The organism is Streptomyces sp. NBC_00669, assembly GCF_036226785.1.
Lineage (GTDB): Bacteria > Actinomycetota > Actinomycetes > Streptomycetales > Streptomycetaceae > Actinacidiphila.
The window spans coordinates 7,245,958-7,271,267 of record NZ_CP109018.1; the positions used below are offsets into that span (position 1 = coordinate 7,245,958).

A 25,310-nucleotide genomic window follows, 5' to 3' on the forward strand; every position below is an offset into this window, starting at 1 on the left:
CCGCGGCGCCCTCGCGGAGGGCGTTCCCCCGAAGGGGCGCCCCCGTGAGGCGGCTCCTACGTCTCGCACTCCAGCTCCGTCCTGCACAGGGTGCACCGGGCGCGCAGGCGGCCCTTGCAGGGGAGGCGGATGCGCTGGAAACAGGTGGGGCAGGGGAAGGAGACGCGCAGCCGGTCCGGGGAGCCCTCGAAGGAGTAGTCGGCCGCGGCGGGGGCGACGCCGGCCCGGCGGTTCTTGGCGTAGAGGCGGCGGGCCGCCCACGACGCGGCGGCCAGCGGCGGCCTGCGCAGGTCCTGGTGGGCGCGGGTGAGGCCGACCCGGTAGGCGTCGCGGGCCTGCGGGCTGCGGAACCACGGCTCGATGTCGTCGCCAAGGGCGGCCGCCCGCTTGGCCAGGACGTACCCGAACTCCTCGGGCGTCAGATACCCCAGCTTGTACGCGGACATCGTCATCCGGTCCCCGCGCATCGACGGCTCCTCGCGGTAGGCGTCCAGCAGCAGCCAGCCCGCACCGAGGTACGCGGTCGCGGTGTCCGTGAGGATCTCGTTGTCGCGGGTGCCGGGGAAGGACAGGCCGAGCCGGTGCAGGTAGACGTGCATCACCTCGTGGGCGAGCGCGGCCCCCACGTCCCGCCGGTCGGTCCGGAAACGGGAGTGCAGCTCCACGAAGTACTCCGGGCCCGCGGCCAGTTCGACGTTCCCGGCGTGCGCCATGTCGCGGAAGCCCACCACCATCCGGGCGTCCGGCAGCCGCAGGTGCTGCACCATCACCCGGGCCACCCGCAGCGCGCCCAGATACGGGTCCTCGTCGTCGGGGAAGTCCACCAGCTCCGGCCGCACGCTGGTCGCGAACCGGGCCACCCCGTCCGCCGACAGCCGCCGATGGATCGCGGTCAGCGCGCCGCGTACCGTCTCCAGGTGCGGAAACCCGTGCACGATCGGCCCCCCGGCGGCTTCCTCGCCGCCCCCGGCTCCCTCGCCCATGACCACCTCCCCGCCCCTGCGAGCCTAGGCCACGCCCGCCCGCGGCGGGCGGGCCCGGGAACCGAATGTGTGCACCACCACCGCATTCATGATCGGCAAAGGCGTTCCACCAGCGGCTTTCGTGCGGCAGCATGAGGGGCATGCCTGCCCTCAACCGCGCCGAGGCCGAGACCCGCGCCCGTGACCTGGCCGTAGAGCACTACGCGATCGACCTCGACCTCACCAGGAGCGAGGAACGCTTCGGATCGACCACCGTCATCCGATTCGCGGCGCTCCGCGACTGCGACAGCTTCGCCGAGATCGAGCCCGCCGCCCTGCACCGGGTGCTGCTCGACGGCGCCCCGCTCGACCACGCGCTGGCCGACGGCAACCGGCTGCCGCTGCCCGGACTCACCGCGGGCCCGCACGAACTGCGGGTCGAGGCCGACATGAACTACTCGCACACCGGCGAGGGACTGCACCGCTTCACCGACCCCGCCGACGGCGAGACGTACCTGTACACCCAGCTCTTCCTCGACGACGTCCGCCGGGTCTTCGCCGCCTTCGACCAGCCCGACCTGAAGGCCCGCTTCGACGTGGCGGTCACCGCGCCGGAGGACTGGGCGGTGCTCGGCAACGGCACCGCCACCCGCACCGCGCCCGGCCGCTGGCAGATGGCCACCACCCCGCCGCTGCCCACGTACGTCGTCGCGGTCGCCGCCGGGCCGTACCACACGGTGCGCGCCGAGCACGCCGGGCTGCCGTTCGCCCTGCACTGCCGCCGCTCGCTCGCCGAGCACCTGGACCGGGCCGCGCCCGACCTGTTCGCCTTCACCTTCGGCTGCTTCGACCGCTACCGCGAGATGTTCGCCGAGCCGTACCCGTTCGACTCCTACGACCAGGCGTTCGTGCCCGAGTTCAACTTCGGCGCGATGGAGAACCCCGGTCTGGTCGTCCTGCGCGACGAGTACGTCTACCGCTCCGCCGCCACCCCCACCGAACTGCTGGACCGCGCGGTGGTCATCGCCCACGAGATGGCCCACATGTGGTTCGGCGACCTGGTCACCCTGCGCTGGTGGGACGACATCTGGCTGAACGAGTCGTTCGCCGAGTACATGGGCTTCCAGATCGCCTCCGAGGCCCCCGGCTTCGACGACGCCTGGACCGGCTACGGCGCCCACCGCAAGTTCCGCGGCTCCGACAGCGACCAGCGCCCCTCCACCCACCCGGTCGCGCCGCTGCCCGAGGACGTCCCCGACACCGCGTCCGCGCTGACCAACATCGACGGCATCTCCTACGCCAAGGGCGGCTCCGCGCTGCGCCAGCTCATCACGTGGATGGGCCACGAGGACTTCCTGGCCGGCCTCAACGAGCACTTCGCCCGGCACCGCTTCGGCAACGCCCGCCTCGCCGACCTGATCGACTCGCTCGCCTCCGCCACCGACCGCGACGTGACGGCGTGGGCCGAGGCATGGCTGCGCACCACCGGCGTGGACACCCTCACCCCGGCCGCCTCGCCCGCGCCCGGCGGCTGGCGGCTGGAGATCGGCCACAGCGGCGAACGCCCGCACCGCATCGGCGTCGGACTGTACGACCGGGCCCCCGGCGACCCGGCGCGGCTGGTGCTGCGCGAGCGCGCCACCGTCGACATCACGGCCACCGCCGCGGTCGAGCGCCGTACCTTCGACGGCCCCCGGCCCGACCTGGTGCTGCTCAACGACGGCGACCTCAGCTACGTCAAGGTCCGCTTCGACGACCGCTCGTGGGAGGCGGTCCGCGACGCCCTCGGCAGCATCCCCGACCCGCTGTCCCGCTCGGTGGCGTGGAACGCGGCCCGCGACCTGGTGCGCGACGCCCGGCTGGCGCCCGCGGAGTACCTGGCGCTGGTGGGCCGGCATCTGCCGGCCGAGTCCGACCCGGCGATCGTGCAGGGCGTGCTCACCTTCGCCCGCGCGACCGTCGCCGACCGCTACCTCGACCCGGCGCTGCGGCCCGACGCGCTCGCCGGCCTCGCCGGGACCGCCCGCGCGCTGCTCGCCGAGGGCCGGGCCGGCAACCGGCTCACCGCCACCCGCGCGCTGATCGCCTCCGCGCTGAGCGCCACCGACGCGGCCGAACTGCGCGACTGGTACGACCGGGGCGTGCTCCCCGGCGGCGGCACGCTGGACCAGGAGCTGCGCTGGCTGCTGCTGGCGCGGCTGGCCGTGCTGGGTGCGGCCGGCGCCGCCGACATCGACGCGGAACTGGCCCGCGACACCAGCGCCACCGGCCACGAGTCCGCCGCCCGCTGCCGTGCGGCGCTGCCCGACAAGGACACCAAGTCCGCCGCCTGGCAGGCGATCTTCCATGACGACTCCAGCTCCAACCCGCTGCTCGGCGCGGCCGCGGAAGGCTTCTGGCAGCACGAGCAGCGGGCCCTGCTGGACGGCTACCTGCCCCGCTACTTCCCCGACGCCGTCGCGCTCGCCGCCCGCCGCGGGCCGGCCGTCGCGAACATGGTCGCCCGCAGCGGCTTCCCGTTCACCGAGATCACCGCGGAGACGCTCGCGCTGGGCCGGGCCGCCCTCGACGACCCCGCCGTGATCCCTGCGCTGCGCCGCACGTTCGACGACCAACTGGACGATCTGGCAAGGGCGTTGCGGGTCCGGCAGGTGTTCGGCGGCTGAACGGCGGGCTGAACGGCGGGCTGAACGGCGGCTGATCGCCGGCTGATCGGGGCGCCAGGAGGACCGGGAAGCCCGGGGGGAGATCCGGCCCGCGCGCGAGAGCGCGGGCCGGGCCCCAACGGCCGCCCGATCAGGGCTTGATCGGCATCGGCGCGGCGAACTTCCGTGTCTGCGCGATCAGTTCCGGCTCGGTGAGCTCCGACGAGCCCGCGTCGACGCACAGGATCACGTTGCCGGACCGCACCAGGATGTCGGTGCTGCTCTCGTAGTCGCCCTTCGGGGTGACCTTCAACGCGTACGCCTCGTCGCCCAGGTCCTTCACCGGCGTCAGCGTCGACGTGGTCGTGACCTTCTTGCTGTCGCCGGTGTTCGCCTCGTAGGTCCCGCAGCGCTTCACCACGGTCTTGATCGTCGTGATCAGCTTCTCCGCGTTGTCCCCTTCGAAGCCGGCGAACGCCACTTCCTGGGAGCTGCTCATCGGGTCCAGGATCGTCTCGTACGCGTCCGAGGCCCGGTAGTCCGTCAGCAGGTCGTCGGGTTCCACGACGGTGAGCGCGTCGTTGCAGGTGTCGGTCGGCAGCCGGGCGGGGTCGGGGTCGGCCAGGCCGTTGGCGCTGTCGGCCTCGCTGCCCTTCTCCACCGTCCAGCCCGACGGCAGCGTCGCGACGGTCGGCAGCGCCGCCTTGAGCTTGTCGCCGTCGGGCGTGGTGGGCGGCGGCGTCGTCGGCACCGGGGCCGGCGTCGCGGTGTCGGACGCGGAAGCGGGCGGCGTGGTGCCGTCGGCCGCGGGTGTGTCGTCGTTGCACGCCGTCAGCAGCAGAGCACAGGCCGCGAGCGCGGCCACGGACGCGGCAGCCTTCTTGATACGCACGGAAGTCCCCCCGGACAGATGGTCGAAAGTCTCAGCAAAACGGCCGCAATCGAACCGATGCGGCCCGCACGAACCTATCCGACCGCCCCACCCGAACCTCCCGAACCGGAAACACCACGGCTTTGCTGTACGGGATCTCCACAACTGGACCGCATCCATTCCGGGTTCACGCCGTACATCCCGCCGGCGGCGGCCCGTGCGGTCAGAACAACCGCCGGAACGTACCCATTCGGGCCAATCGTCGTTGAGCAGGGCGCCCTTGTCGTGCGCGCCGGCGGGCGCCGACGCGCACCGCGTCGCGCCGCCGCTGAGTGAGGAACGACCATGCCGATGCCCGGACTTGCCGGTGGACGTGGAGCCGCCGAGGCGCTGCGGCCCCTGGTGGACACCGTGTGCGGCGCCCTGGCGGAGGGCGCGCGCGACCGCGGCGGACCGATGCCGCGCGGCGGCCCCGAGGAAGTGGCCCGGCTCGTCGAGCGGGCCGTCCCCGACGTGCTGCCGCGCTCCGGCACCGGCGAGCACGAAGCCCTCGCCACGCTGGTGCACCTGATGGCGGCGGGCGCCGCCGACCCCGCCGACGGGCTGTGCGCCGCGCACCTGCACTGCCCGCCGCTGGCCGTCGCCGCTGCCGCCGACCTGGCCGCCTCCGCGCTCAACCCGTCCATGGACTCCTGGGACCAGGCGCCGGCCGCCAGCGCCCTCGAAGCGCGGGTGACCGCCGCGCTGGCCGCCGTCGTCTACCCCGACCTGCCGGCCCCCGACGCCCTGGTGACCACCGGCGGCACCGAATCCAACCAGCTCGCGCTGCTGCTCGCCCGCGAGCGCGCCGCCGGCGGCCCCCGGGTCCAGGTCGTGTGCGGCGCCAACGCCCACCACAGCGTCCAGCGCTCCGCCTGGCTGCTCGGCCTGCCGCAGCCGATCGTGCTGGACACCCCCGCCGGCGTGCTCGATCCCGCGGCCGTGGACACCGCACTCGACCAACTGCCCGGCCGCCCCCTGGTGGTGGCCACCGCGGGCACCACCGACAGCGGTGCGATCGACCCGCTGCCCGCCATCGCCCACGTCACCGGAGCCCACGGCGCCGAACTGCACGTGGACGCCGCCTACGGCGGGCCGCTGCTGTTCAGCAGCCGCGAGGCCGCCAAGCTCGACGGCCTGCAGTCCGCGGTGTCGGTCACCCTCGACCTGCACAAACTCGGCTGGCAGCCGGTCGCCGCCGGCCTGCTCGCCGTGCCCGACGGCACCGCGCTGCGCCCGCTGACCCACCAGGCCGACTACCTCAACGCCGCCGACGACACCGAGGCCGGCCTGCCGGACCTGCTCGGCCGGTCCCTGCGCACCTCCCGCCGCCCCGACGTCCTCAAGATCGCCGTCTCCCTGCGCGCGCTGGGCCGCGAGGGCATCGCCGCCCTGGTGGACACCGTCTGCGACCTCGCCACCGACCTCGCCGACCGGGTCCGGCGCCACCCCGCGCTCACCCTGCACGCACCCCCCGCGATCAGCACCGTCCTGTTCCGCCCGACCGCCGCGGACGACGAGGAGACCGCCGAACTGCGCCGCCGCCTGATGTACGAGGGCCGCGCCGTCCTCGGCCGGGCCCGCGCCGACGGCCGGCTGTGGCTGAAGGCCACCCTGCTCAACCCGCACCTGCGCTCCGACGACCTCGACACGCTGCTGAAGCTCACCACGGAAGGCACCACGGCACGATGAACCCCACTCCGGCCGGTACCGACGGCGCCCCCGACACCGCCGCGCCCGCGGACGAACCGTTCGACCTGCTCGGCATCGGCATCGGGCCGTTCAACCTCTCGCTGGCCGCGCTCGCCGACGGCCTGCCGGGCCTGACCGCCGCCTTCTACGACCAGCGCCCCGACTTCCGCTGGCACCCCGGACTGCTGATCGACGGCGCCACGTTGCAGGTGCCCTTCCTCGCCGACCTGGTCACCCTCGCCGACCCGGCCAACCGCTGGACCTTCCTGAACTGGCTGAAGAGCCGCGAGCGGCTCTTCCCGTTCTACTTCGCCGAGCGCTTCCACGTGCACCGCGCCGAGTACGACGCCTACTGCCGCTGGGTCGCGGAGTCGCTGCCCACCACCCACTTCGGCCAGCAGGTCGACAGCGTGCGGTGGAACCCGGCCCGCGCCCTGTTCGAGGTGGACCACACCCACGTCGACGCGCACGGCGAGGCCGAGGCGCTGGCCCGCACCTACGCCCGCCACCTGGTGCTCGGCATCGGCACCCGGCCGCACGTCCCCGAGCCGCTGCGGCCACTGGCCGACACGCCCACGGTGCCGGTCGTGCACTCCTCGCGCTACCTGGAGGAGCGGGCCCGGCTGCTGGCCGCCGACCACATCACGGTGGTCGGCTCCGGCCAGTCCGGCGCCGAGGTCTTCCTCGACCTGCTGCGCAACCGCCCGGCCGGCCGGGAGCGGATCACCTGGCTGGCCCGCACCCCGGCGTTCGCGCCCATGGAGTACAGCAAGCTCGGCCTGGAGCACTTCACCCCCGACTACACCCGCTACTTCCACGGCCTGGCCGAGCCGGTCCGCGACCGGCTGGTGCCGCGGCAGTGGCAGCTGCACAAGGGCATCGACGCCGACACCATCGCCGCGATCCACGAGGAGCTGTACCGCCGCACCCTGGACGGCGGCTGGCCCGACGCGGTGCTCACCCCCGGTGTCGCCGTCCGCACCGCCGGCCGGCTCGGCACCCAGAGCGTCGAACTGCACCTGGAACACGCCGACCAGGGCACCCGCACCCGGCTGGTCACCAGCGCCGTGGTGCTGGCCACCGGCTACGAAGAGCGCCCCCTCGACCGCCTGCTCGACCCGCTCGCGCCGTACATGGAGCGGGACGAGGCGGGGCGGCCGAGGATCGACGCCCGCTACCGGATGCGGCTGGACCGGTCGGTCTCCGGCCGGGTCTACGTGCAGAACGCCGAGCGCCACTCGCACGGCGTCGGCGCCCCCGACCTGGGCCTGGCGGCCTGGCGTTCCGCGCTGGTGCTCAACGACCTGACGGCGCTGCTGACCGGCGAGGAGCACTACCCCCTGCCGGCCAGGACCGCCTTCACCACCTTCGGACTCGACGGCGCCGCCGCGAGCGACGTGCCTACCCGAACAGCGGCGCTCCGGCGCGGGTGAGCCGCCACTGGTCGCCGCCGAAGGTGGACGGGTCGATCGTGCCGCGCGCCTGCACCCACGCGATGATGGTGTTGCGGATCTCGTCGGAGCTGGACCACACCGACTGCGCGGTCGCCACGTGCGGGTAGTTGCTGCCGCCGCTGGAGCGGTAGTTGTTCACCGCGAGCACGAACTGCGCGGCCGGGTCGATCGCCGCCCCGCCGTGGGTGAGGTTCACGATCCGGGAGCCGGCCGGCTGCGCGATGTCGATGTCGTACGACACCCCGCTGAGCACGTCGTAGCTGAAGTCGGGGGTGTTGTTCGCGTTGGTGATCTTGGTGACGTCGACCGGGGCGTCCGGCGCGGTCTGCACGAAGTACTCCGCGGACCACTCCAGGTAGTCCTTGACCTGGGCGCCGGTGAGGATCTTCGAGTCCAGGGTGTTCTCGTAGACGTACAGGCCCGCCACGTCGCGCAGCGAGACCTGCCCGGCGGGGATGGACGCGGTGCGGGAGAACGGCGACGCCTGGGAGAGCACCGGCAGGTCGGCGTACTGGGTGCCGGCCAGCGCGGCGGTGACGGTGTCGGACTGCACCTGGTTGATGAAGTCGATGATCGGGGTGTCCTTGTAGGTGGACTCCGCCGCTGACATCGCCTCGGTGCAGGTGCCGACGACCTGGTTGACGTAGGCCACGACCTTCTGGTGCTCGTCGCGCACCAGCTTGGCGACGACCGGGTCCTCGGCGACGGTGTTGGCGTTGCGCACCCCGGCCTGCACCGAGGTGACCTTCCAGCGGCCGTGCTCCAGCTCCAGGTCGATGTCGAAGACGCTCAGCCGCATGCCCCACATCAGCGGCTCGGACAGCACCACGGTCTTGCCGGTCTGCTCGTTGACCACCAGCGTCTGCGGGCGCTCCACGTGGGTGTGGCCGACCAGGATCGCGTCGATGCCGGGCACCTGTGCGGCGACCAGCGAGGACGCGTTCTCCGGGTAGGGCACCGCGTCGCCGTAGGTGGTGCTGCCGTCCAGGCCGGAGTGGTCGGTGCAGAACACCACGTCGCAGCCGAGCGCGCGCAGCTTCGGGACGTAGATCTTCGCCTGCTCGACCAGGCCGGGGAAGGCCAGCTGCCCCTGCACGTTGGCCTTGTCCCACACCGCGATGCCGGGGTTGGTCAGGCCCAGGATGCCGACCTTGATGTTCGGGCCGCCCTTCACCCGCAACTCCTTGACCAGGTAGGGCGGGAAGGCCGGGCGCAGCGTCTTGGCGTCGACCGCGTTGGCGGCCAGCAGCGGGAAGTCGCACTGGTCCTGGAAGGCGCGCAGCAGCGGGATGCCGTAGTTGAACTCGTGGTTGCCGAGCGCGGCGGCGTCGTACTTCATCTGGTTCATCGCCAGCGCCATCGGGTGCTTGGGGCCCTTGCGTGCGCCGGTGATCGGCTCGACGCGGGCGTAGTAGTACGACAGCTGGGTGCCCTGGATGATGTCGCCGGCGTCGACCAGCAGGGTGCGGTCGTGGCCCTTCTCGGCGCGGGCGTCCTCGATCAGGGTGGCGAGCTTGGCCATGCCGACGTCGTTGTGGTCGGCGTCGTCGTACTCGGCGTCGGTGAAGTAGTCCCAGTTCAGGGCGTGGCCGTGCACGTCGGTGGTGCCCAGCACGCGCAGGCTGTACGTCGTGGGCCGGTGGCCCGGCCCGTGGCCGTGCCCGGGGCGCTTGTCGGACGCCTGCGCGGGGGTCGCCGCCACCGCGCCGGCCGCGCCGGTGAGCGCGACACCCGCACCTGTCGCGGCGGATCGGTTGATGAAGTCCCTGCGGTTGAGCGGCATCTGGGTTCTCCCTGCGGGATGAGCGGCACGTGGGGCCGGGTTCGAAACTGCAACGCGCGTAGATTCTGGACCACGCGAAGCCGCTTGCAACACCCCCGGCGGGTGAACGGACCATCGCTCGTACACGATCCGCCCATGATCGGACGGCGGCCGTCGCAGGTAAGGCGCGCGGACCGCCACCGAGGGTGACGGACGCGCTCATCGGAGCGGGCCCCTGCACACTTCGATACTTGTCAACAACCGTTAATCCGAACGTCGTTGGGCTGTTGACGTCACCGCGCTCCCTACCAACGAGTAAGTCATACGCTCGACACATGCGCCGAGCCAAAATTGTCTGCACCCTGGGCCCCGCCACCGAGTCCTACGACCAGATCAAAGCACTGGTCGAGGCCGGGATGGACGTCGCCCGCCTGAACCTGAGCCATGGCGGATACGCCGAGCACGAGGACCGCTACCGACGCGTGCGCAAGGCCGCCGACGAGACCGGGCGCAGCGTCGGCATCCTCGCCGACCTTCAGGGTCCGAAGATCAGGCTGGGACGTTTCGCCGAGGGCCCCGTACTGCTTGAACGCGGCGACGAGTTCACCATCACCGTCGACGACATCGAGGGTGACCAGCTGATCTGCGGCACCACCTACAAGGGACTGACGGCCGACGTCGCCCGCGGTGAGCGCATCCTCGTGGACGACGGCCGGGTCACCCTGGAGGTGACCGACGTCGAGGGCCCCCGCGTGCACACCATGGTGATCGAGGGCGGCATGGTCTCCGACCACAAGGGCCTCAACCTGCCCGGTGTCGCCGTCTCCGTGCCGGCCCTGTCCGACAAGGACATCCGCGACCTGCGCTGGGCGCTGCGCACCGGCGCCGACGTCATCGCGCTGTCCTTCGTGCGCAGCGGCCGCGACATGGACGACGTGCTGCGGATCATGGCGGAGGAGGGCCGCCGGGTCCCGGTGATCGCCAAGATCGAGAAGCCGCAGGCGGTGGAGAACCTGGAGGACATCGTCGACGCCTTCGACGGGATCATGGTCGCGCGTGGCGACCTGGGCGTCGAGATGCCGCTGGAGGCGGTGCCGATCGTCCAGAAGCGCGCGGTCAAGCTCGCCCGGCGCAACGCGAAACCGGTCATCGTCGCCACCCAGATGCTCGACTCGATGATCGACAACTCCCGCCCCACCCGCGCCGAGGCCAGCGACGTGGCCAACGCGGTGATCGACGGCACCGACGCGGTGATGCTCTCCGGCGAGACCAGCGTCGGCAAGTACCCGATCGAGACGGTGAAGGTGATGTCCCGGATCGTGGCCGCCGCCGAGGAGGACATCCTCGCCGCCGGCCTGCCGCCGCTCACCGACAGCAACAAGCCGCGTACCCAGGGCGGCGCCGTGGCCCGCGCCGCGGCCGAGATGGGCGACTTCCTCGGCGCCGCGTACCTGGTGGCCTTCACCCAGTCCGGCGACACCGTGCGCCGGCTGTCCCGCTACCGCTCGCCGATCCCGGTGCTCGCCTTCACCCCCGAGCAGGACACCCGCTCCCAACTCAACCTGACCTGGGGCGTGGAGACCTTCCTCGGCCCGATGGTGCAGACCACCGACGAGATGGTGCAGCAGGTGGACGAGCAGTTGCTGCGGATCGGGCGCTGCAAGAAGGGCGACGTCGTGGTGATCACGGCCGGCTCGCCGCCCGGAATGCCCGGCACCACCAACATGGTCCGGGTACATCACATCGGTGAGGACGACTCCCCGAAGAAGTAATGCGTTATCGCGGACGTTGGTGCTGACTTCGCAGGGCGGAGCGGCCGGCGCCCCCTTCTCCAATACCGAGCCCCGCGGGACGACCAGTCCCGCGGGGCCGTCGATTTTCGGTCAGTGGCGGAAACGTCAAAGCACCGCTATTAACGCTGTGTTACATGCCTGCAATATCCAATCGGGCCCGGACCGGGCAGGCCGCCGCCACCCGCGGGCACTCGGGTAATCCCCTTGCGGTGTTCTGGTCCGAAATGACGGCGTACCGCCGTCGCCGCCCGGTCACGCCCACTGGAAGTGCGGGTTCTCACCATGCGGACCTTGCGCAAAGCACCCAAACGGCTCGGCAAACCTCAACGGAAGCTCAAGTAAGGGCGTTTGGCATAACAAGACAGTCACACTCTTCGCCGTACCGCTCCCCGATGCCGCGTGACGCGCCTAGAGTCACCGCCAGTCACCGCGCTTCCGAATTAGCGACTTCGGACTGCCGCACGTGACTTCGGCCGTCCATGAGGACCGGTCGGGCCAGGGGAAAGGACCGCTTGTGCGACACCGCTCTTTGCTGCTGCTCACCTCCGTATTGACCACAGGAGCCCTCACACTGACCGCTTGCGGCTCGCGCAGCGACGACAGCAAGAAGAGCAGTGGTGACGGCGGTGGCGGCAGCAACATCACCCTCACCATCGGCGTCGACGCGCCGCTCACCGGCCAGAACTCCGCCACCGGCCTCGGCCTGCAGTACGGCACGCAGATCGCGGTGGACGACGCCAACGCCCAGAAGCTCGTCCCCGGCGTGACCTTCAAGGTCAAGGCGCTCGACGACAAGGCGCTGCCGGCCACCGGCCAGCAGAACGCCACCGCCCTGGTGCAGAACGACAACGTCATCGGCGCCGTCGGCCCGCTCAACTCCGGCGTCGCCCAGTCGATGCAGCAGGTCTTCGCCACCGCGAACATGGTGGAGATCTCGCCCGCCAACACCGACCCGACCCTCACCCAGGGCAAGAACTGGGCGAGCGGCAAGAAGGTCCGCCCCTTCAAGACCTACTTCCGCACCGCCACCACCGACGCCAACCAGGGCGGCTTCGCGGCGGACTACGCCTACAACACCCTGAAGAAGAAGAACGTCTTCGTCGTCGACGACAAGCAGGCGTACGGCGCCGGCCTGGCCGCGATCTTCAAGGGCAAGTTCTCCTCCCTGGGCGGCAAGATCGCCGGCACCGACCACGTCAACACCGGTGACACCGACTACTCGGCCCTGGTCACCAAGATCAAGCAGTCGCACGCCGACATGCTCTACTACGGCGGCCAGTACGACGAGTCGGAGCTGATCACCAAGCAGCTCAAGGCCGGCGGCGTGAACATCCCGCTGATGGGCGGCGACGGCATGTACTCCGACACGTACATCAAGACCGCGGGTGCGGCCGCCACCGGTGACCTCGCCACCTCCGTCGGCGTCCCGGTCGCCACCCTCCCCGCCGCCCAGACCTTCATCAAGACCTACAAGGCCAAGGGCTACCCGGGCGACTACGGCACCTACGGCGGCTACTCCTACGACGCCGCGACCGCCATCATCCGCGCCGTCAAGGCCGTGATGGACGCCAACGGCGGCAAGCTGCCGGCCATGAACGACGCCCGCTCCAAGGTCGTCGACGCCGTCCAGAAGACGGACTTCCAGGGCATCGCCGGTCACGTCTCCTTCGACCAGTACGGCGACACCACCAACAAGCAGCTGACCGTGTACCAGGTCAAGAACGGCAAGTGGACCTCCGTGAAGACCGGCGTCTACTCGGGCTGACCGGACCCCGCACCACCCGAGGGCCGCGCGGCCGGTCACCCCGGCCGCGCGGCCCGCCGTTTGTCGCACCACCCCCGGACCCCGCAGCACTCCCCGGACCCCGCACCACCGTCCGACCCGCACCACCGCTCCGCACCCGGACCCCGCACCACCGCACCACCGCTCCGCGCGCCCCGGGGGACCGCGCCCACCGTCCCCGACTCACCTGCTCCCAGCGACATGGAGGCCATGCGGTGCACACCCTGCCGCAACAGCTGGCCAACGGGCTGTTCCTCGGCTCGATGTACGGGCTCATCGCCATCGGTTACACGATGGTGTACGGCATCGTCCAGCTCATCAACTTCGCCCACGGCGAGATCTTCATGACCGGCGCCTTCGGCGCGCTCACCGTATGGAACATCCTGCCCAGCGGCATGAACATCTGGGCCGCGCTGCCCCTGATGCTCGTCGGTGGCGCCATCGTCTCCATGCTGATCGCGGTAGGCGCCGAACGGTTCGCCTACCGGCCGCTGCGCGGCGCACCCAGACTCGCGCCCCTCATCACCGCCATCGGCCTCTCCCTCGCCCTCCAGCAGGCGATCTTCGTGTGGTACCCCGGCGCCGACAACGCCAAGGACTTCCCCCAACTCGGCACGCACCCCTACCACCTGGGCTCCATCAGCATCCAGCGCAACGACATCTTCCTCGTCGTCGCCGCCGCGATCTGCATGATCGGCCTGGCCGCCTTCGTCCGCAGCAGCCGCACCGGCCGCGCCATGCAGGCCACCGCACAGGACCCGGACACCGCCCAGCTCATGGGCATCGACACCAACCGCATCATCGTGATCGCCTTCGCCATCGGCGGCCTGTTCGCCGCCGTCGCCGGCGTCGCCTACGGCCTGAAGTACGGCCAGGTCACCTACAACATGGGCTTCCAGGCCGGCCTGAAAGCCTTCACCGCGGCGGTCCTCGGCGGCATCGGCAACATCTACGGCGCCATGCTCGGCGGACTCGTCCTCGGCATCGCCGAAGCCTGCGCCACCGCCTACATCGCCAACATCCCCGGCATGCACCAACTCGGCGGCCAAGGCTGGGCCAACGTATGGGCATTCGTCCTGCTCATCGTGGTCCTGCTGGTCAGACCACAGGGCCTGCTGGGTGAACGCGTAGCGGACAGGGCGTGATCCCGATGACAGACATCCCCACCACCGCGGCCCTCCAGCCCGTCCCGCTCGGCACCACCAACCCCGACGCACCGCGCGCCGACTCCTTCGTCACCCTGCCACCCGGCGTCGCCCGCATCGCGACCCTCGTCGGCGCCCTGGGCACCGTGGTGTCCACCTTCATGTCCTGGACCTACACCTCCGACTTCCCCGGCGACCTCACCGTCAACGGCTACCCCGGCGGCCTGCAGGTCCTCACCCTCATCGGCGCCATCCTCACCGGCCTGGTGGCCCTCGGGGCCTTCGGGGTCAAGGGCCTGACCTGGCTGGTGCCCAACCGGTCGCCCAACGCCGTCCTGCTGCTCGCCGCTGGCACCTTCGCCACCACCTGGTACGCCGTCATCGCCATCGCGCAGGAACTCGGCGGCCTGGCCAACCTCAACCCCGGCGGCTTCGTCGCCGCCGTCGCCTCGCTGGTCCTGCTCGTCGGCGCCCTGGGCCTGCCCATCGACCGCCGCCCCCTGGACGACTCCGACGCCGAGTACTACGAACTCGGCCGCCTCAGCGAGAACGGCGCGACCCGCGGCGCCTACCGCTGGCTGCGCTCGGCCCGGCTCAACCACCGCGAGCTGCCGGTCTCCGACCCCGCCAAGGCGCCCCTGTGGGTGCAGTACCTCATCGTCGTCGTGGTCGCCGCCGTCGGCGTGAAAGTCCTCACCTACGGGCTGGCCACCGGCTACACCGAACTCTTCGTCGGCTACCTGATCCTGCTCGTCTTCGCCCTCCTGGCGTTCAGCGCCGCCGGACTCACCCGGCAGTTCTCCAAGATCACCGGCGATCACCGGCCGTTCTCGATGTCGGTCGGCATCCTCGCCGCCATCGCCTACCCGTTCGTCCAGAACAACGAGCACTGGGCGAACCTCGGCGTCAACATCCTCATCTTCGGCACCGTCGCCCTGGGCCTGAACATCGTCGTCGGCCTCACCGGCCTGCTCGACCTCGGCTACGTCGCCTTCCTCGGCGTCGGCGCCTACGCCGCGGCCCTCGTCTCCGGCTCCCAGTACTCCATCTGGTCCGGCGTCCAGTTCCCCTTCTGGGCCGCCGCCCTCACCGGCATGGCCGCCTCCCTGGTCTTCGGCGTCCTCATCGGCGCCCCCACCCTGCGGCTGCGCGGCGACTACCTGGCCATCGTCACCCTCGGCTTCGGAGAGATCTTCCGCATCGCCGTCAACAACCTCGACGGCGTCTCAGGACCCAAGGTCACCAACGGGCCGAACGGCATCCCGAACATCCCCGACCTGTCGGTCTTCGGCTACAACCTCGGCAACCCGCACCAGATCGGCTCCATCACCCTCGGCCGGTTCGCCAACTACTACCTGCTGATGCTCGTCATCACGGTGATCGTGGTGCTCGTCTTCACCCGCGCCTCCGACTCCCGCATCGGCCGGTCCTGGATCGCCATCCGCGAGGACGAGACCGCCGCCACCGCCATGGGCATCAACGGCTTCCGGGTCAAGCTCATCGCGTTCGCGCTCGGCGCCTCCCTGGCCGGCCTGGCCGGCACCGTCAGCGCCCACGTCACCTACAGCGTCGTGCCCAACCCCTACCAGTTCTCCGGCGCCGCACCGCCCAACTCCGCGTTCCTGCTCGCCGCCGTCGTCCTCGGCGGCATGGGCACCGTCAGCGGACCCATCCTCGGCGCCGCGCTCCTCTACATCGTCCCCGAGAAGCTGGGCTTCCTGCAGCGCTACGAACTCTTCGCCTTCGGCGTCACGCTCATCCTGATCATGCGCCTCAGGCCCGAGGGCATCATCCCCAACCGGCGCCGCAAGCTCGAGTTCCACGAGGAAGAAGCCCTGCTACCCACGCAACGACCGCTCGGCGACGACACCATCGCCGTCGGCGAGGCAGGGGCGTGAAGGACACCATGACCACCACGACCAGCACCTCCGCCGCCCCGGCGGCCACCCCCGGCAGCACCCCGCTGCTCCAGGCCAGCGGCGTCATCATGCGGTTCGGCGGCCTCACCGCCGTCCGCGACGTCAGCCTCACCGTCAACAGCGGCGAGATCGTCGGCCTGATCGGCCCCAACGGCGCCGGCAAGACCACCTTCTTCAACTGCCTCACCGGGCTGTACGTCCCCACCGAGGGCTCCGTCAGCTACAAGGGCACCGTCCTGCCGCCCAAGCCCCACCTCGTCACCAAGGCAGGCGTCGCCCGCACCTTCCAGAACATCCGGCTGTTCGCCAACATGACCGTGCTGGAGAACGTCCTGGTCGGCCGGCACACCCGCACCCGCGAGGGCCTGCTCTCCGCCCTCATCCGCGGCCCCGGCTACCACAAGGCCGAAGCCCGCTCCCGCGAACGCGCCATGGAACTGCTCCAGTTCACCGGCCTCGCGGAGAAGGCCGACCACCTCGCCCGCAACCTCCCCTACGGCGAGCAGCGCAAGCTGGAGATCGCCCGCGCACTCGCCAGCGAACCCGGGCTGCTGCTGCTCGACGAGCCCACCGCCGGCATGAACCCGCAGGAGACCCGCGCCACCGAGGAACTGGTCTTCGCCATCCGCGACCAGGGCATCGCCGTGCTGGTCATCGAGCACGACATGCGGTTCATCTTCAACCTCTGCGACCGCGTCGCCGTCCTGGTCCAGGGCCAGAAGCTGGTGGAGGGCAGCTCCGAGGTCGTCCAGAGCGACGAACGCGTCATCGCGGCCTACCTGGGCGAGCCGTTCGAGGCGGAGGGGACACCGCAGCCGGCGGCGCCCAAGGCCGAGGCGGAGCCGGAACCGCCGGTCGAGCCGGAACCCCCGGCTGAGCAGGAGCCGGAGCAGGAGCCGCAGCCGGAGCCCCCGACCGAGCCGGACCCCGAGCCCGGCACCGGCGCGCACGAGCAGGAGAACGACCGATGACCGCACTGCTCGAAGTAGAGGACCTCCGGGTCGCCTACGGCAAGATCGAGGCCGTCAAGGGCATCTCCTTCTCGGTCGAAGCCGGCCAGGTCGTCACCCTCATCGGCACCAACGGCGCCGGCAAGACCACCACCCTGCGCACCCTCAGCGGCCTGCTCAAGCCCATCGGCGGACGGGTGACCTTCGACGGCAAGGTGCTCAGCCGGGTACCCCCGCACAAGATCGTCGCCCTCGGCCTGGCCCACTCCCCGGAAGGCCGGCACATCTTCCCCCGGCTCAGCATCGAGCAGAACCTGCTGCTCGGCGCCTTCCTGCGCAGGGACACCGCCGGCATCACCAAGGACGTCGAGCGCGCCTACGAGCTCTTCCCGATCCTCGGCGAACGCCGCAAACAGGCCGCGGGCACCCTCTCCGGCGGCGAGCAGCAGATGCTCGCCATGGGCCGCGCCCTGATGTCGCAGCCCAAACTGCTCATGCTCGACGAACCCTCCATGGGCCTCTCGCCGATCATGATGCAGAAGATCATGTCCACCATCGTCGAGCTGAAGTCCCAGGGCACCACCATCCTGCTCGTCGAGCAGAACGCCCAGGCGGCCCTCTCCCTCGCCGACCAGGCCCACGTCATGGAGATCGGCAGCATCAAGATCTCCGGCACCGGCCAGGACCTGCTCCACGACGAGGGCGTCCGCAAGACCTACCTCGGCGAGGACTGAGCACCAGGCAACACCGATAGCACCCCACGAGTAAGGCCCGCACTCCAGGAGTGCGGGCCTTACCGGTGCATGGCTGGTGCCTGGCCGGTGCCTTGGGCGGCGTCCGGTCAGTCCTTCTCCGTCACCTCGTCGATGACCGCCTGCGCCACCGCCTGCATCGACATCCGGCGGTCCATCGACGTCTTCTGAATCCACCGGAACGCCGCCGGTTCGCTCAGCCCGTACTTCGTCTGCAACACGCTCTTCGCCCGGTCCACCAGCTTGCGCGTCTCCAGCCGCAGCGACAGATCGGCGATCTCCAACTCCAGGGCGCGCAGCTCCTGGAACCGGCTCACCGCCATCTCGATCGCCGGCACCAGGTCGCTCTTGGTGAACGGCTTCACCAGGTACGCCATCGCGCCCGCGTCCCTGGCCCGCTCCACCAACTCCCGCTGCGAGAAGGCGGTCAGCATCAGCACCGGTGCCAGCTTCTCCCCGGCGATCTGCTCCGCCGCGCTGATGCCGTCCAGCACGGGCATCTTCACGTCCAGGATCACCAGGTCGGGGCGGAGTTCCTGCGCGAGCTTCACCGCCACCTCGCCGTCGCCGGCCTCCCCGACGACGGAGTACCCCTCCTCCTCCAGCATCTCCTTCAGGTCCAGCCGGATCAGCGCCTCGTCCTCGGCGATGACGACACGCGTGGTCACGGGCGGCACATGCGCGGAAGCGTCGTCCTGCGCGGGGGTGGGCTCGTCGGGGGCGCTCACGGTGCGGTGCTCCTCGGGTCATGGCGTCGAATCCTGCTACCTGAGCCTACCCAGCTCGGGTAGAGTTTGAATACGGAGGTGGTAAGCTGACCTCTGTTTTGAAGGCCCCGGTAGCCCAATTGGCAGCAGGCAATGGATTCAAAACCCATACAGTGTCGGTTCGAGTCCGACTCGGGGCACTTTACCTTCGATTCGAAGGCCAGCGCCTTTTCGGCGTAGGCCGATCGGGTGAATCTCTCCGGCGCCCCCTTCCATGATCCAACCGCGCGTCGATCATGGCTCACATGTACGATTCCGCGACTCGACGCCATGCGCTGGCGCAGGTGGCCACCGGCCGCAGCCTGAACTCGGTGAGCCGGTCCACCGGCATATCGCGCGCCGCGCTCAGGAGTTGGCGTGACCACGGCATCAAGCCGGTCAGCCGGGGAGCGACGCCGCTGCGGACGGACGGTTCCGCGTATCCGTACCTGCTCGGCCTCTACCTCGGTGACGGCTGCATCAGCGCCCACCGGCGCGGGGTGCACGCGCTGCGGATCGCCTGCGGCAACGCCTGGCCCGGACTCATCGACGCCTGCGAGGAGGCGATCCGCGCGGTCCGTCCTGGCGGTGCCGTCTTCCGAGTGGCCCAACAAGGCTGTGTGCAGGTCACGTCGATGAGCAAGCAGTGGCCCGCGGTCTTCCCCCAGCACGGTCCCGGGCGGAAACACGAGCGGAAGATCACACTGGAGCCCTGGCAGCAGACGATCGTGGCCGCGTACCCGTGGGAGTTCATCCGCGGGCTGATCCACTCCGACGGCTGCCGGGTCACCAACTGGACCGTGCGGACGGTCGGAGGGCTGCCGAAGCGCTACGCGTACCCGCGGTACTTCTTCACCAACACATCGGCCGACATCCGGGGACTGTTCACGGACGCGCTCGACCGCGTCGGCGTGGCGTGGACCGAGACCCGTAGACGCGGTGAGGCGCGGAACATCTCCGTCGCCCGGCGGGCCTGTGTCGCGGTGATGGACCTGCACGTGGGCCCCAAGTACTGAGGCCCGCGGGCGGGGGCAGGCGGGGTCAGGCGGTCGTGGGGGCGGGCGGGGAGGCGGGGCGGAGCATGCAGGTGAGGCGGGCGGTGCAGACGCGCTTGCCGGTGGCGTCGTCGGTGATGACGATCTCGTAGCTGGCCGAGGAGCGCCCGCGGTGGACCGGAGTGGCGGTCCCGGTCACCGTGCCGGTGCGCACGCTGCGGTGGTGCGTCGCGTTGAGGTCGACGCCGACCGCGATCTTGTTGGGCCCGCCGTGCAGCATCGCCCCGACCGACCCGAGGGTCTCCGCCAGGACCGCGGAGGCGCCGCCGTGCAGCAGCCCGTACGGCTGGGTGTTGCCCTCGACGGGCATGGTGCCCACCACCTTGTCGGCCGCGGCCTCGGTGATCCGGATGCCCATCCGGCTGCCGAGCGGGCCGGCCGAGAACAGCGCGGGCAGGTCGATGCCGAGTCCGGCGTACTGCGCCAGCGTCTCCGGGGAGAACTGGGTGGGGGTCTGCTCGCCCATGCGGGTCGGCTCCGTTCTGCGGTTGTGCGACCGGTTCGTGCAGGTCGAGGGTAAGGGCCGGGGGGGAGTGCGGGCCGGTCGGGGTCCGGTCGGGCCGGGGCAGGGCCGCCCGGAGTCAGGGCCGGCCGGGTTCGTGGGGTTCGAGCCGGATCACCACGGACTTCGACGCGGGGGTGTTGCTGGTGTCGGCGGTGTGGTCGAGCGGCACCAGCACGTTGGTCTCGGGGAAGTACGCGGCGGCGCAGCCGCGGGGGGTGGGGTAGTGCACGACGCGGAAGCCGTCGGCGCGGCGTTCGGTGCCGTCGGTCCATTCGCTGACGAGGTCGGCGTAGTCGCCGTCGGCGAGGCCGGCCGCGGTGGCGTCGTCGGGGTGGACGAGGACGACGCGGCGGCCGCCCTTGATGCCGCGGTAGCGGTCGTCGAGGCCGTAGATGGTGGTGTTGTACTGGTCGTGCGAGCGGAGGGTCTGGAGCAGCAGCCGTCCGGCCGGGACTTCGGGGTATTCCAGGGGCGCGGCGGTGAAGTTGGCCTTGCCGGTGGCGGTGGGGAAGGTGCGGCTGTCGCGGGGGGCGTGCGGGAGGGTGAAGCCGCCGGGGTGGCGGACGCGGGTGTTGAAGTCGTCGAAGCCGGGGACGACGCGGGCGATGCGGTCGCGGACCTGGTCGTAGTCGGCTTCGAAGTCGGCCCAGGGGATGGCGTGGCGGGGGCCGAGCACGGCGCGGGCGAGGCGGCTGACGATGGCGGGTTCGGAGAGCAGGTGGGGTGAGGCGGGGGCGAGGTTGCCGTGGGAGGCGTGCACCATGCCCATGGAGTCCTCGACGGTGACGAACTGGTCGCCGCCGGCCTGCCGGTCCTTCTCGGTGCGGCCGAGGGTGGGCAGGATCAGGGCGCGGGCGCCGGTGACGGCGTGGGAGCGGTTGAGCTTGGTGGAGACGTGGACGGTCAACCGTGCCTTGCGGACGGCGGCTTCGGTGACGTCGGTGTCGGGGGAGGCGGAGACGAAGTTGCCGCCCATGGCGAGGAAGACCTTGGCGGTGCCGTCGCGCAGGGCGCGGATGGCGCGTACGACGTCGTAGCCGTGGTGGCGGGGCGGTGCGAAGCCGAACTCCTTCTCCAGGGCGTCGAGGAAGGCGGGGGCGGGGCGTTCGAAGATGCCCATGGTGCGGTCGCCTTGGACGTTGGAGTGGCCGCGGACGGGGCAGACGCCGGCGCCGGGGCGGCCGACGTTCCCGCCGAGCAGCAGGAAGTTGACGACTTCGCGGATGGTGGGGACGGCGTGCTTGTGCTGGGTGAGGCCCATGGCCCAGCAGACGACGACGCTCTTGGCGTCGAGGACGAGGGCGTGCAGCTCGTGGATCTCGGCGCGGGTGAGGCCGGTGGCGCGTTCGACCTCGGTCCAGTCGGTGGCGCGGGCGGCGGCTTCGTACTGCTGGTAGCCGTGGGTGTGGGTGGTGAGGAAGTCGTGGTCGAGGGCGTCGGCTTCGATGAGGAGGCGGCCAAGGGCGCGGAAGAGGGCCTGGTCGCCGCCGAGCCGGATGGGCAGGTGCAGGTCGGACAGCGCGGTGCCGCGGCCGGCCAGGCCGGTGGCGGTCTGCGGGTTCTTGAACCGTTCGGTGCCGGCTTCGGCGAGCGGGTTGACGGTGACGATGCGGGCGCCGCCGCGTTTCGCCTTCTCCAGGGCGGAGAGCATCCGCGGGTGGTTGGTGCCGGGGTTCTGGCCCGCGACGATGATCAGTTCGGCGCGGTGGAGGTCTTCCAGCAGGACGCTGCCCTTGCCGACGCCGAGGGTCTCGGTGAGGGCGGAGCCGGAGGACTCGTGGCACATGTTGGAGCAGTCGGGGAGGTTGTTGGTGCCGAAGGCGCGGGCGAAGAGCTGGAGGAGGAAGGCGGCTTCGTTGCTGGTGCGGCCGGAGGTGTAGAAGACGGCTTCGTCGGGGCTGTCCAGGGCGCCCAGTTCGCCGGCGATGATCTCGAACGCCCGCTCCCAGGGCACGGCTTCGTAGTGGTCGGCGCCTTCGGGCAGGTACATCGGCTGGGTGATGCGGCCTTGCTGGCCGAGCCAGTATCCGCTGCGGCGGGCCAGGTCGGAGACGGGGTGCGCGGCGAAGAAGTCGGGGGTGACCCGGCGTAGTGTCGCTTCCTCCGCGACGGCTTTCGCGCCGTTCTCGCAGAACTCGAACGTGTGGCGGTGGTCGCCTTCGGGCCAGGCGCACCCGGGGCAGTCGAAGCCGCTCTTCTGGTTGACCTTCAGCAGGGTCAGCGCGGTCCTTCGGGCGCCCATCTGGGCTTCGGCGATCTTCATGCTCTGCGCGACCGCGGGCAGCCCCGCGGCGGCGTGCTTCGGCGGGCCGACGTGCGGCGCGTCCTGGACAGGGTCACCGGTGGGGGGCTTCTTCGCCATACGGCCACTGTATTGCCGCCGGCTCGCCTCCGGGCCCTGCGGTCCCCGAGCGGGCGCGAACGCCTTCCCGGTCCACCCGTGGCAGCCGTCGAGCCGGCGGCGAAAGAAGGGAGTGTCGGTGGGGCGTGGGAGGATCGGATCGTGGCTGAGAAAGTATCCGGATCGAAGAAGACGACCGACCGACCGCGGCTGATGCTGCTCGACGGGCATTCGCTGGCGTACCGGGCGTTCTACGCGCTGCCCGTGGAGAACTTCAACACGGTCACGGGCCAGCCGACGAACGCGGTGTACGGGTTCGCGTCGATGCTGGCGAACACGTTGCGTGACGAGCAGCCGACGCACCTGGCGGTGGCGTTCGACGTGTCGCGCAAGACGTGGCGGTTCGACGAGTTCCCGGAGTACAAGGCGACGCGGTCGAAGACGCCCGACGAGTTCAGCTCGCAGGTCGGGCTGATCGGGGAGTTGCTGGACGCGATGCTGGTGCCGCGGTTCGCGGTGGAGGGCTTCGAGGCCGACGACATCATCGCCACCTTGGCCACGCAGGCGGAGGCGCTGGGTTACGAGGTGCTGATCGTCACCGGCGACCGGGACTCGTTCCAGCTGGTGTCGGACCATGTCACGGTGCTGTACCCGACGAAGGGCGTGTCGGAGCTGACGCGGTACACCCCGGCGAAGGTCGAGGAGCGGTACGGCCTGACGCCGAGCCAGTATCCGGACTTCGCGGCGCTGCGCGGTGACCCGTCGGACAACCTGCCGGGTATCCCGGGGGTGGGGGAGAAGACCGCGGCGAAGTGGATCACCCAGTTCGGTTCGTTCGCGGAGCTGTGCGAGCGGGTCGACGAGGTGAAGGGCAAGGCGGGCGAGAACCTGCGGGCCCATCTGGACGCGGTGAAGCTGAACCGGCGGCTGACCGAGATGGTGCGGGACGTGGCGTTGCCCGCGGGCGCCGAGCAGTTGGGCCGGGAGCCGTACGACCGCGAGGCGCTGGGCCAGGTGCTGGACGCGCTGGAGTTCCGCAATCCGAACTTCCGGGAGCGGCTGTTCGCCGCCGATCCGGGTGCGGCCGCGGAGGAGGCGGAGATCGCCGAGGGGGTGGCGGTCGAGGGCGAGGTGCTGTCGGCCGGCGAGCTGCCGGGCTGGCTGGAGTCGCATGCCGGGGGCCCGGTGGGGCTGGCGAGCGTGGACACCTGGGCGCTGGGTTCGGGCGGTGTCACGCAGGTCGCGCTGGCCGCGGGCGAGGACGCGGCGTGGTTCGACCCGGCGCAGCTGGACGGGGCGGACGAGAAGGCGTTCGCGGCGTGGCTGGCCGACGCCGAGCGGCCCAAGGTGGTGCACAACGCGAAGAACGTGATGCGGGTCTTCGCCGAGCACGGCTGGCGGGTGGAGGGCGTCGGGATGGACACCGCGCTGGCGGCGTACCTGATCAAGCCGGGCCGCCGGTCGTTCGCGCTGGACGTGCTGTCGGTGGAGTACCTGGGGCGTGAGCTGGCACCGGCGGCCTCGGACAGCGGCCAGTTGGCGTTCGGCGAGGAGGACGACGGGGAGGCGGCCGCCGCCGAGGCGCTGATGGTGCAGGCGCGGACCGTGCTGGACCTGGGCGAGGTGTTCGGGCAGCGGCTGCCGGAGGTGGGCGCGGCCGAGCTGCTGCATGACGTGGAGCTGCCGACGTCGGCGCTGCTGGCGAAGATGGAGCGGGCCGGGATCGCGGCGGACCGGGCGCATCTGGAGGGGCTGGAGGAGCAGTTCGCGGGCGCGGTGCGGCACGCGGTGGAGGAGGCGCACGCCTCGGTGGGCCACGAGTTCAACCTCGGCTCGCCCAAGCAGCTCCAGGAGGTGCTCTTCGGCGAGCTGGGCCTGCCCAAGACGAAGAAGACGAAGACCGGTTACACCACGGACGCCGACGCGTTGGCCTGGCTGGCCGGGCAGACCGACCACGAGCTGCCGGTGATCATGCTGCGCCACCGTGAGCAGGCGAAGCTGCGGGTCACCGTGGAGGGCCTGGTCAAGACGATCGCGCCCGAGGGCCGTATCCACACCACGTTCAGCCAGACCGTCGCGGCCACCGGGCGGCTGTCCTCCACCGATCCCAACCTGCAGAACGTCCCGGTGCGCACCGACGAGGGCCGGGCGATCCGCCGCGGTTTCGTCGTCGGCGAGGGGTACGAGTCGCTGCTCACCGCGGACTACAGCCAGATCGAACTGCGGGTGATGGCGCACCTGTCGGAGGACGACGGCCTGATCGCCGCGTTCACCTCCGGTGAGGACCTGCACACCACGGTCGGCTCCCAGGTGTTCTCCGTCGAGCGGGACAAGGTCGACGCGGAGATGCGCCGCAAGATCAAGGCGATGTCGTACGGCCTGGCGTACGGCCTGTCGGCGTTCGGGCTGTCGCAGCAGTTGGGGATCGAGGCGGCCGAGGCGCGTGCCTTGATGGAGACGTACTTCGAGCGGTTCGGCGGGGTGCGGGACTATCTGCACCGCGCCGTCGAGGAGGCCCGCGGCACCGGGTACACCGAGACGCTGCTCGGCCGCCGCCGCTATCTCCCCGACCTCAACAGCGACAACCGGCAGCGCCGGGAGATGGCCGAGCGGATGGCGCTCAACGCGCCGATCCAGGGGTCGGCCGCGGACATCGTGAAGATCGCGATGCTCCGGGTCGACGAGGCGCTGACCGAGCGGCAGCTCGACTCGCGGATGCTGCTCCAGGTGCACGACGAAATCGTCCTGGAGGTCGCCCCGGGCGAGCGCGAGCAGGTGGAGGCGCTGGTCCGCCACGAGATGTCCACGGCGTACCCGCTGCGTGCTCCGCTCGACGTGTCCGTGGGTGCGGGTCCCGACTGGGAGTCCGCGGCCCACTAGTCAACGGGACCCTCCG

At 71.0% G+C, this 25,310-nt stretch carries 17 protein-coding genes and 1 tRNA gene; 12 read left to right on the plus strand and 6 right to left on the minus strand.

All coding sequences use genetic code 11. The features are described 5' to 3' along the window. Positions 1-56: 56 nt before the first annotated feature. Positions 57-983, minus strand: coding sequence for a hypothetical protein (locus OG896_RS30595; RefSeq protein WP_329370518.1), 927 nt, complete (start codon positions 981-983; stop codon positions 57-59). A gap of 140 nt (positions 984-1,123) precedes the next feature. Here OG896_RS30595 and pepN point away from each other — a divergent pair, with 140 nt between their 5' ends. Further along, positions 1,124-3,628, plus strand: a complete 2,505-nt coding sequence (gene pepN / locus OG896_RS30600) for an aminopeptidase N (RefSeq protein ID WP_329370520.1) — start codon at positions 1,124-1,126, stop codon at positions 3,626-3,628. Between the two features lie 130 nt (positions 3,629-3,758). On the opposite strand, the gene OG896_RS30605 is transcribed toward pepN, so the two are convergent. After that, entirely contained in the window at positions 3,759-4,499 is a 741-nt protein-coding gene (locus OG896_RS30605; RefSeq protein WP_329370521.1) for a hypothetical protein, read from the minus strand. 324 nt (positions 4,500-4,823) lie between these two features. Here OG896_RS30605 and OG896_RS30610 point away from each other — a divergent pair, with 324 nt between their 5' ends. Further along, the gene (locus OG896_RS30610; protein ID WP_329370523.1) at positions 4,824-6,209 is read left to right on the plus strand and encodes a pyridoxal phosphate-dependent decarboxylase family protein; all 1,386 of its coding nucleotides are present in this window, start codon (positions 4,824-4,826) and stop codon (positions 6,207-6,209) included. Next, positions 6,206-7,642 (plus strand): lysine N(6)-hydroxylase/L-ornithine N(5)-oxygenase family protein, encoded by a 1,437-nt coding sequence (locus tag OG896_RS30615; protein WP_329370525.1) that lies wholly within the window; start codon positions 6,206-6,208, stop codon positions 7,640-7,642. The genes OG896_RS30610 and OG896_RS30615 overlap by 4 nt, the downstream gene beginning before the upstream one ends. Here the strand turns inward: OG896_RS30615 and OG896_RS30620 are convergent. Next, positions 7,611-9,446: a bifunctional metallophosphatase/5'-nucleotidase gene (locus tag OG896_RS30620; RefSeq protein WP_329370527.1), complete on the minus strand. Its 1,836-nt coding sequence runs from the start codon at positions 9,444-9,446 to the stop codon at positions 7,611-7,613. The two genes, OG896_RS30615 and OG896_RS30620, sit on opposite strands and share 32 nt — an antisense overlap. 314 nt (positions 9,447-9,760) lie before the next feature. On the opposite strand from OG896_RS30620, the gene pyk reads away from it, so the two are divergent. The 6 genes from pyk to OG896_RS30650 all read left to right on the plus strand — a co-directional run bounded on the left by pyk (position 9,761) and on the right by OG896_RS30650 (position 17,749). Beyond that, positions 9,761-11,197: a pyruvate kinase gene (pyk, locus tag OG896_RS30625; protein WP_328462855.1), complete on the plus strand. Its 1,437-nt coding sequence runs from the start codon at positions 9,761-9,763 to the stop codon at positions 11,195-11,197. 535 nt (positions 11,198-11,732) lie between these two features. Next, complete coding sequence (locus OG896_RS30630; RefSeq protein ID WP_329370530.1) at positions 11,733-12,983, plus strand: branched-chain amino acid ABC transporter substrate-binding protein; 1,251 nt, start codon at positions 11,733-11,735, stop codon at positions 12,981-12,983. Between the two features lie 233 nt (positions 12,984-13,216). Next, positions 13,217-14,146, plus strand: coding sequence for a branched-chain amino acid ABC transporter permease (locus OG896_RS30635; RefSeq protein WP_328462851.1), 930 nt, complete (start codon positions 13,217-13,219; stop codon positions 14,144-14,146). Between the two features lie 5 nt (positions 14,147-14,151). Beyond that, on the plus strand, positions 14,152-16,044 hold the full coding sequence (locus OG896_RS30640; RefSeq protein WP_329370532.1) for a branched-chain amino acid ABC transporter permease: 1,893 nt from the start codon (positions 14,152-14,154) through the stop codon (positions 16,042-16,044). An 8-nt stretch (positions 16,045-16,052) separates the two neighbouring features. After that, positions 16,053-17,036 carry an ABC transporter ATP-binding protein gene (locus OG896_RS30645; RefSeq protein ID WP_329370534.1) on the plus strand — a complete coding sequence of 328 codons (984 nt, stop codon included), beginning with the start codon at positions 16,053-16,055 and terminating at the stop codon, positions 17,034-17,036. Then, positions 17,033-17,749 (plus strand): ABC transporter ATP-binding protein, encoded by a 717-nt coding sequence (locus OG896_RS30650; protein WP_328462845.1) that lies wholly within the window; start codon positions 17,033-17,035, stop codon positions 17,747-17,749. Before OG896_RS30645 ends, OG896_RS30650 begins: the two co-directional genes overlap by 4 nt. Positions 17,750-17,856: 107 nt before the next feature. On the opposite strand, the gene OG896_RS30655 is transcribed toward OG896_RS30650, so the two are convergent. Then, on the minus strand, positions 17,857-18,495 hold the full coding sequence (locus tag OG896_RS30655) for an ANTAR domain-containing response regulator (protein ID WP_329370536.1): 639 nt from the start codon (positions 18,493-18,495) through the stop codon (positions 17,857-17,859). 104 nt (positions 18,496-18,599) lie between these two features. Here OG896_RS30655 and OG896_RS30660 point away from each other — a divergent pair. Together OG896_RS30660 and OG896_RS30665 are read left to right on the plus strand one after the other, a co-directional pair. Continuing rightward, positions 18,600-18,674 (plus strand) — tRNA-Leu (locus OG896_RS30660). Positions 18,675-18,779: 105 nt separating this feature from the next. After that, positions 18,780-19,529 (plus strand): transcriptional regulator, encoded by a 750-nt coding sequence (locus OG896_RS30665; protein WP_329370538.1) that lies wholly within the window; start codon positions 18,780-18,782, stop codon positions 19,527-19,529. Positions 19,530-19,554: 25 nt separating this feature from the next. Here OG896_RS30665 and OG896_RS30670 read toward each other — a convergent pair whose 3' ends face one another. Together OG896_RS30670 and OG896_RS30675 are read right to left on the minus strand one after the other, a co-directional pair. Beyond that, on the minus strand, positions 19,555-20,034 hold the full coding sequence (locus OG896_RS30670) for a PaaI family thioesterase (RefSeq protein WP_329370539.1): 480 nt from the start codon (positions 20,032-20,034) through the stop codon (positions 19,555-19,557). A 115-nt stretch (positions 20,035-20,149) separates the two neighbouring features. Continuing rightward, positions 20,150-22,435: an FdhF/YdeP family oxidoreductase gene (locus tag OG896_RS30675; RefSeq protein WP_329370541.1), complete on the minus strand. Its 2,286-nt coding sequence runs from the start codon at positions 22,433-22,435 to the stop codon at positions 20,150-20,152. Between the two features lie 192 nt (positions 22,436-22,627). Between OG896_RS30675 and polA the strand changes: the two genes are divergently transcribed. Next, the gene (gene polA, locus OG896_RS30680; RefSeq protein ID WP_329374383.1) at positions 22,628-25,294 is read left to right on the plus strand and encodes a DNA polymerase I; all 2,667 of its coding nucleotides are present in this window, start codon (positions 22,628-22,630) and stop codon (positions 25,292-25,294) included. Positions 25,295-25,310: the final 16 nt, after the last annotated feature.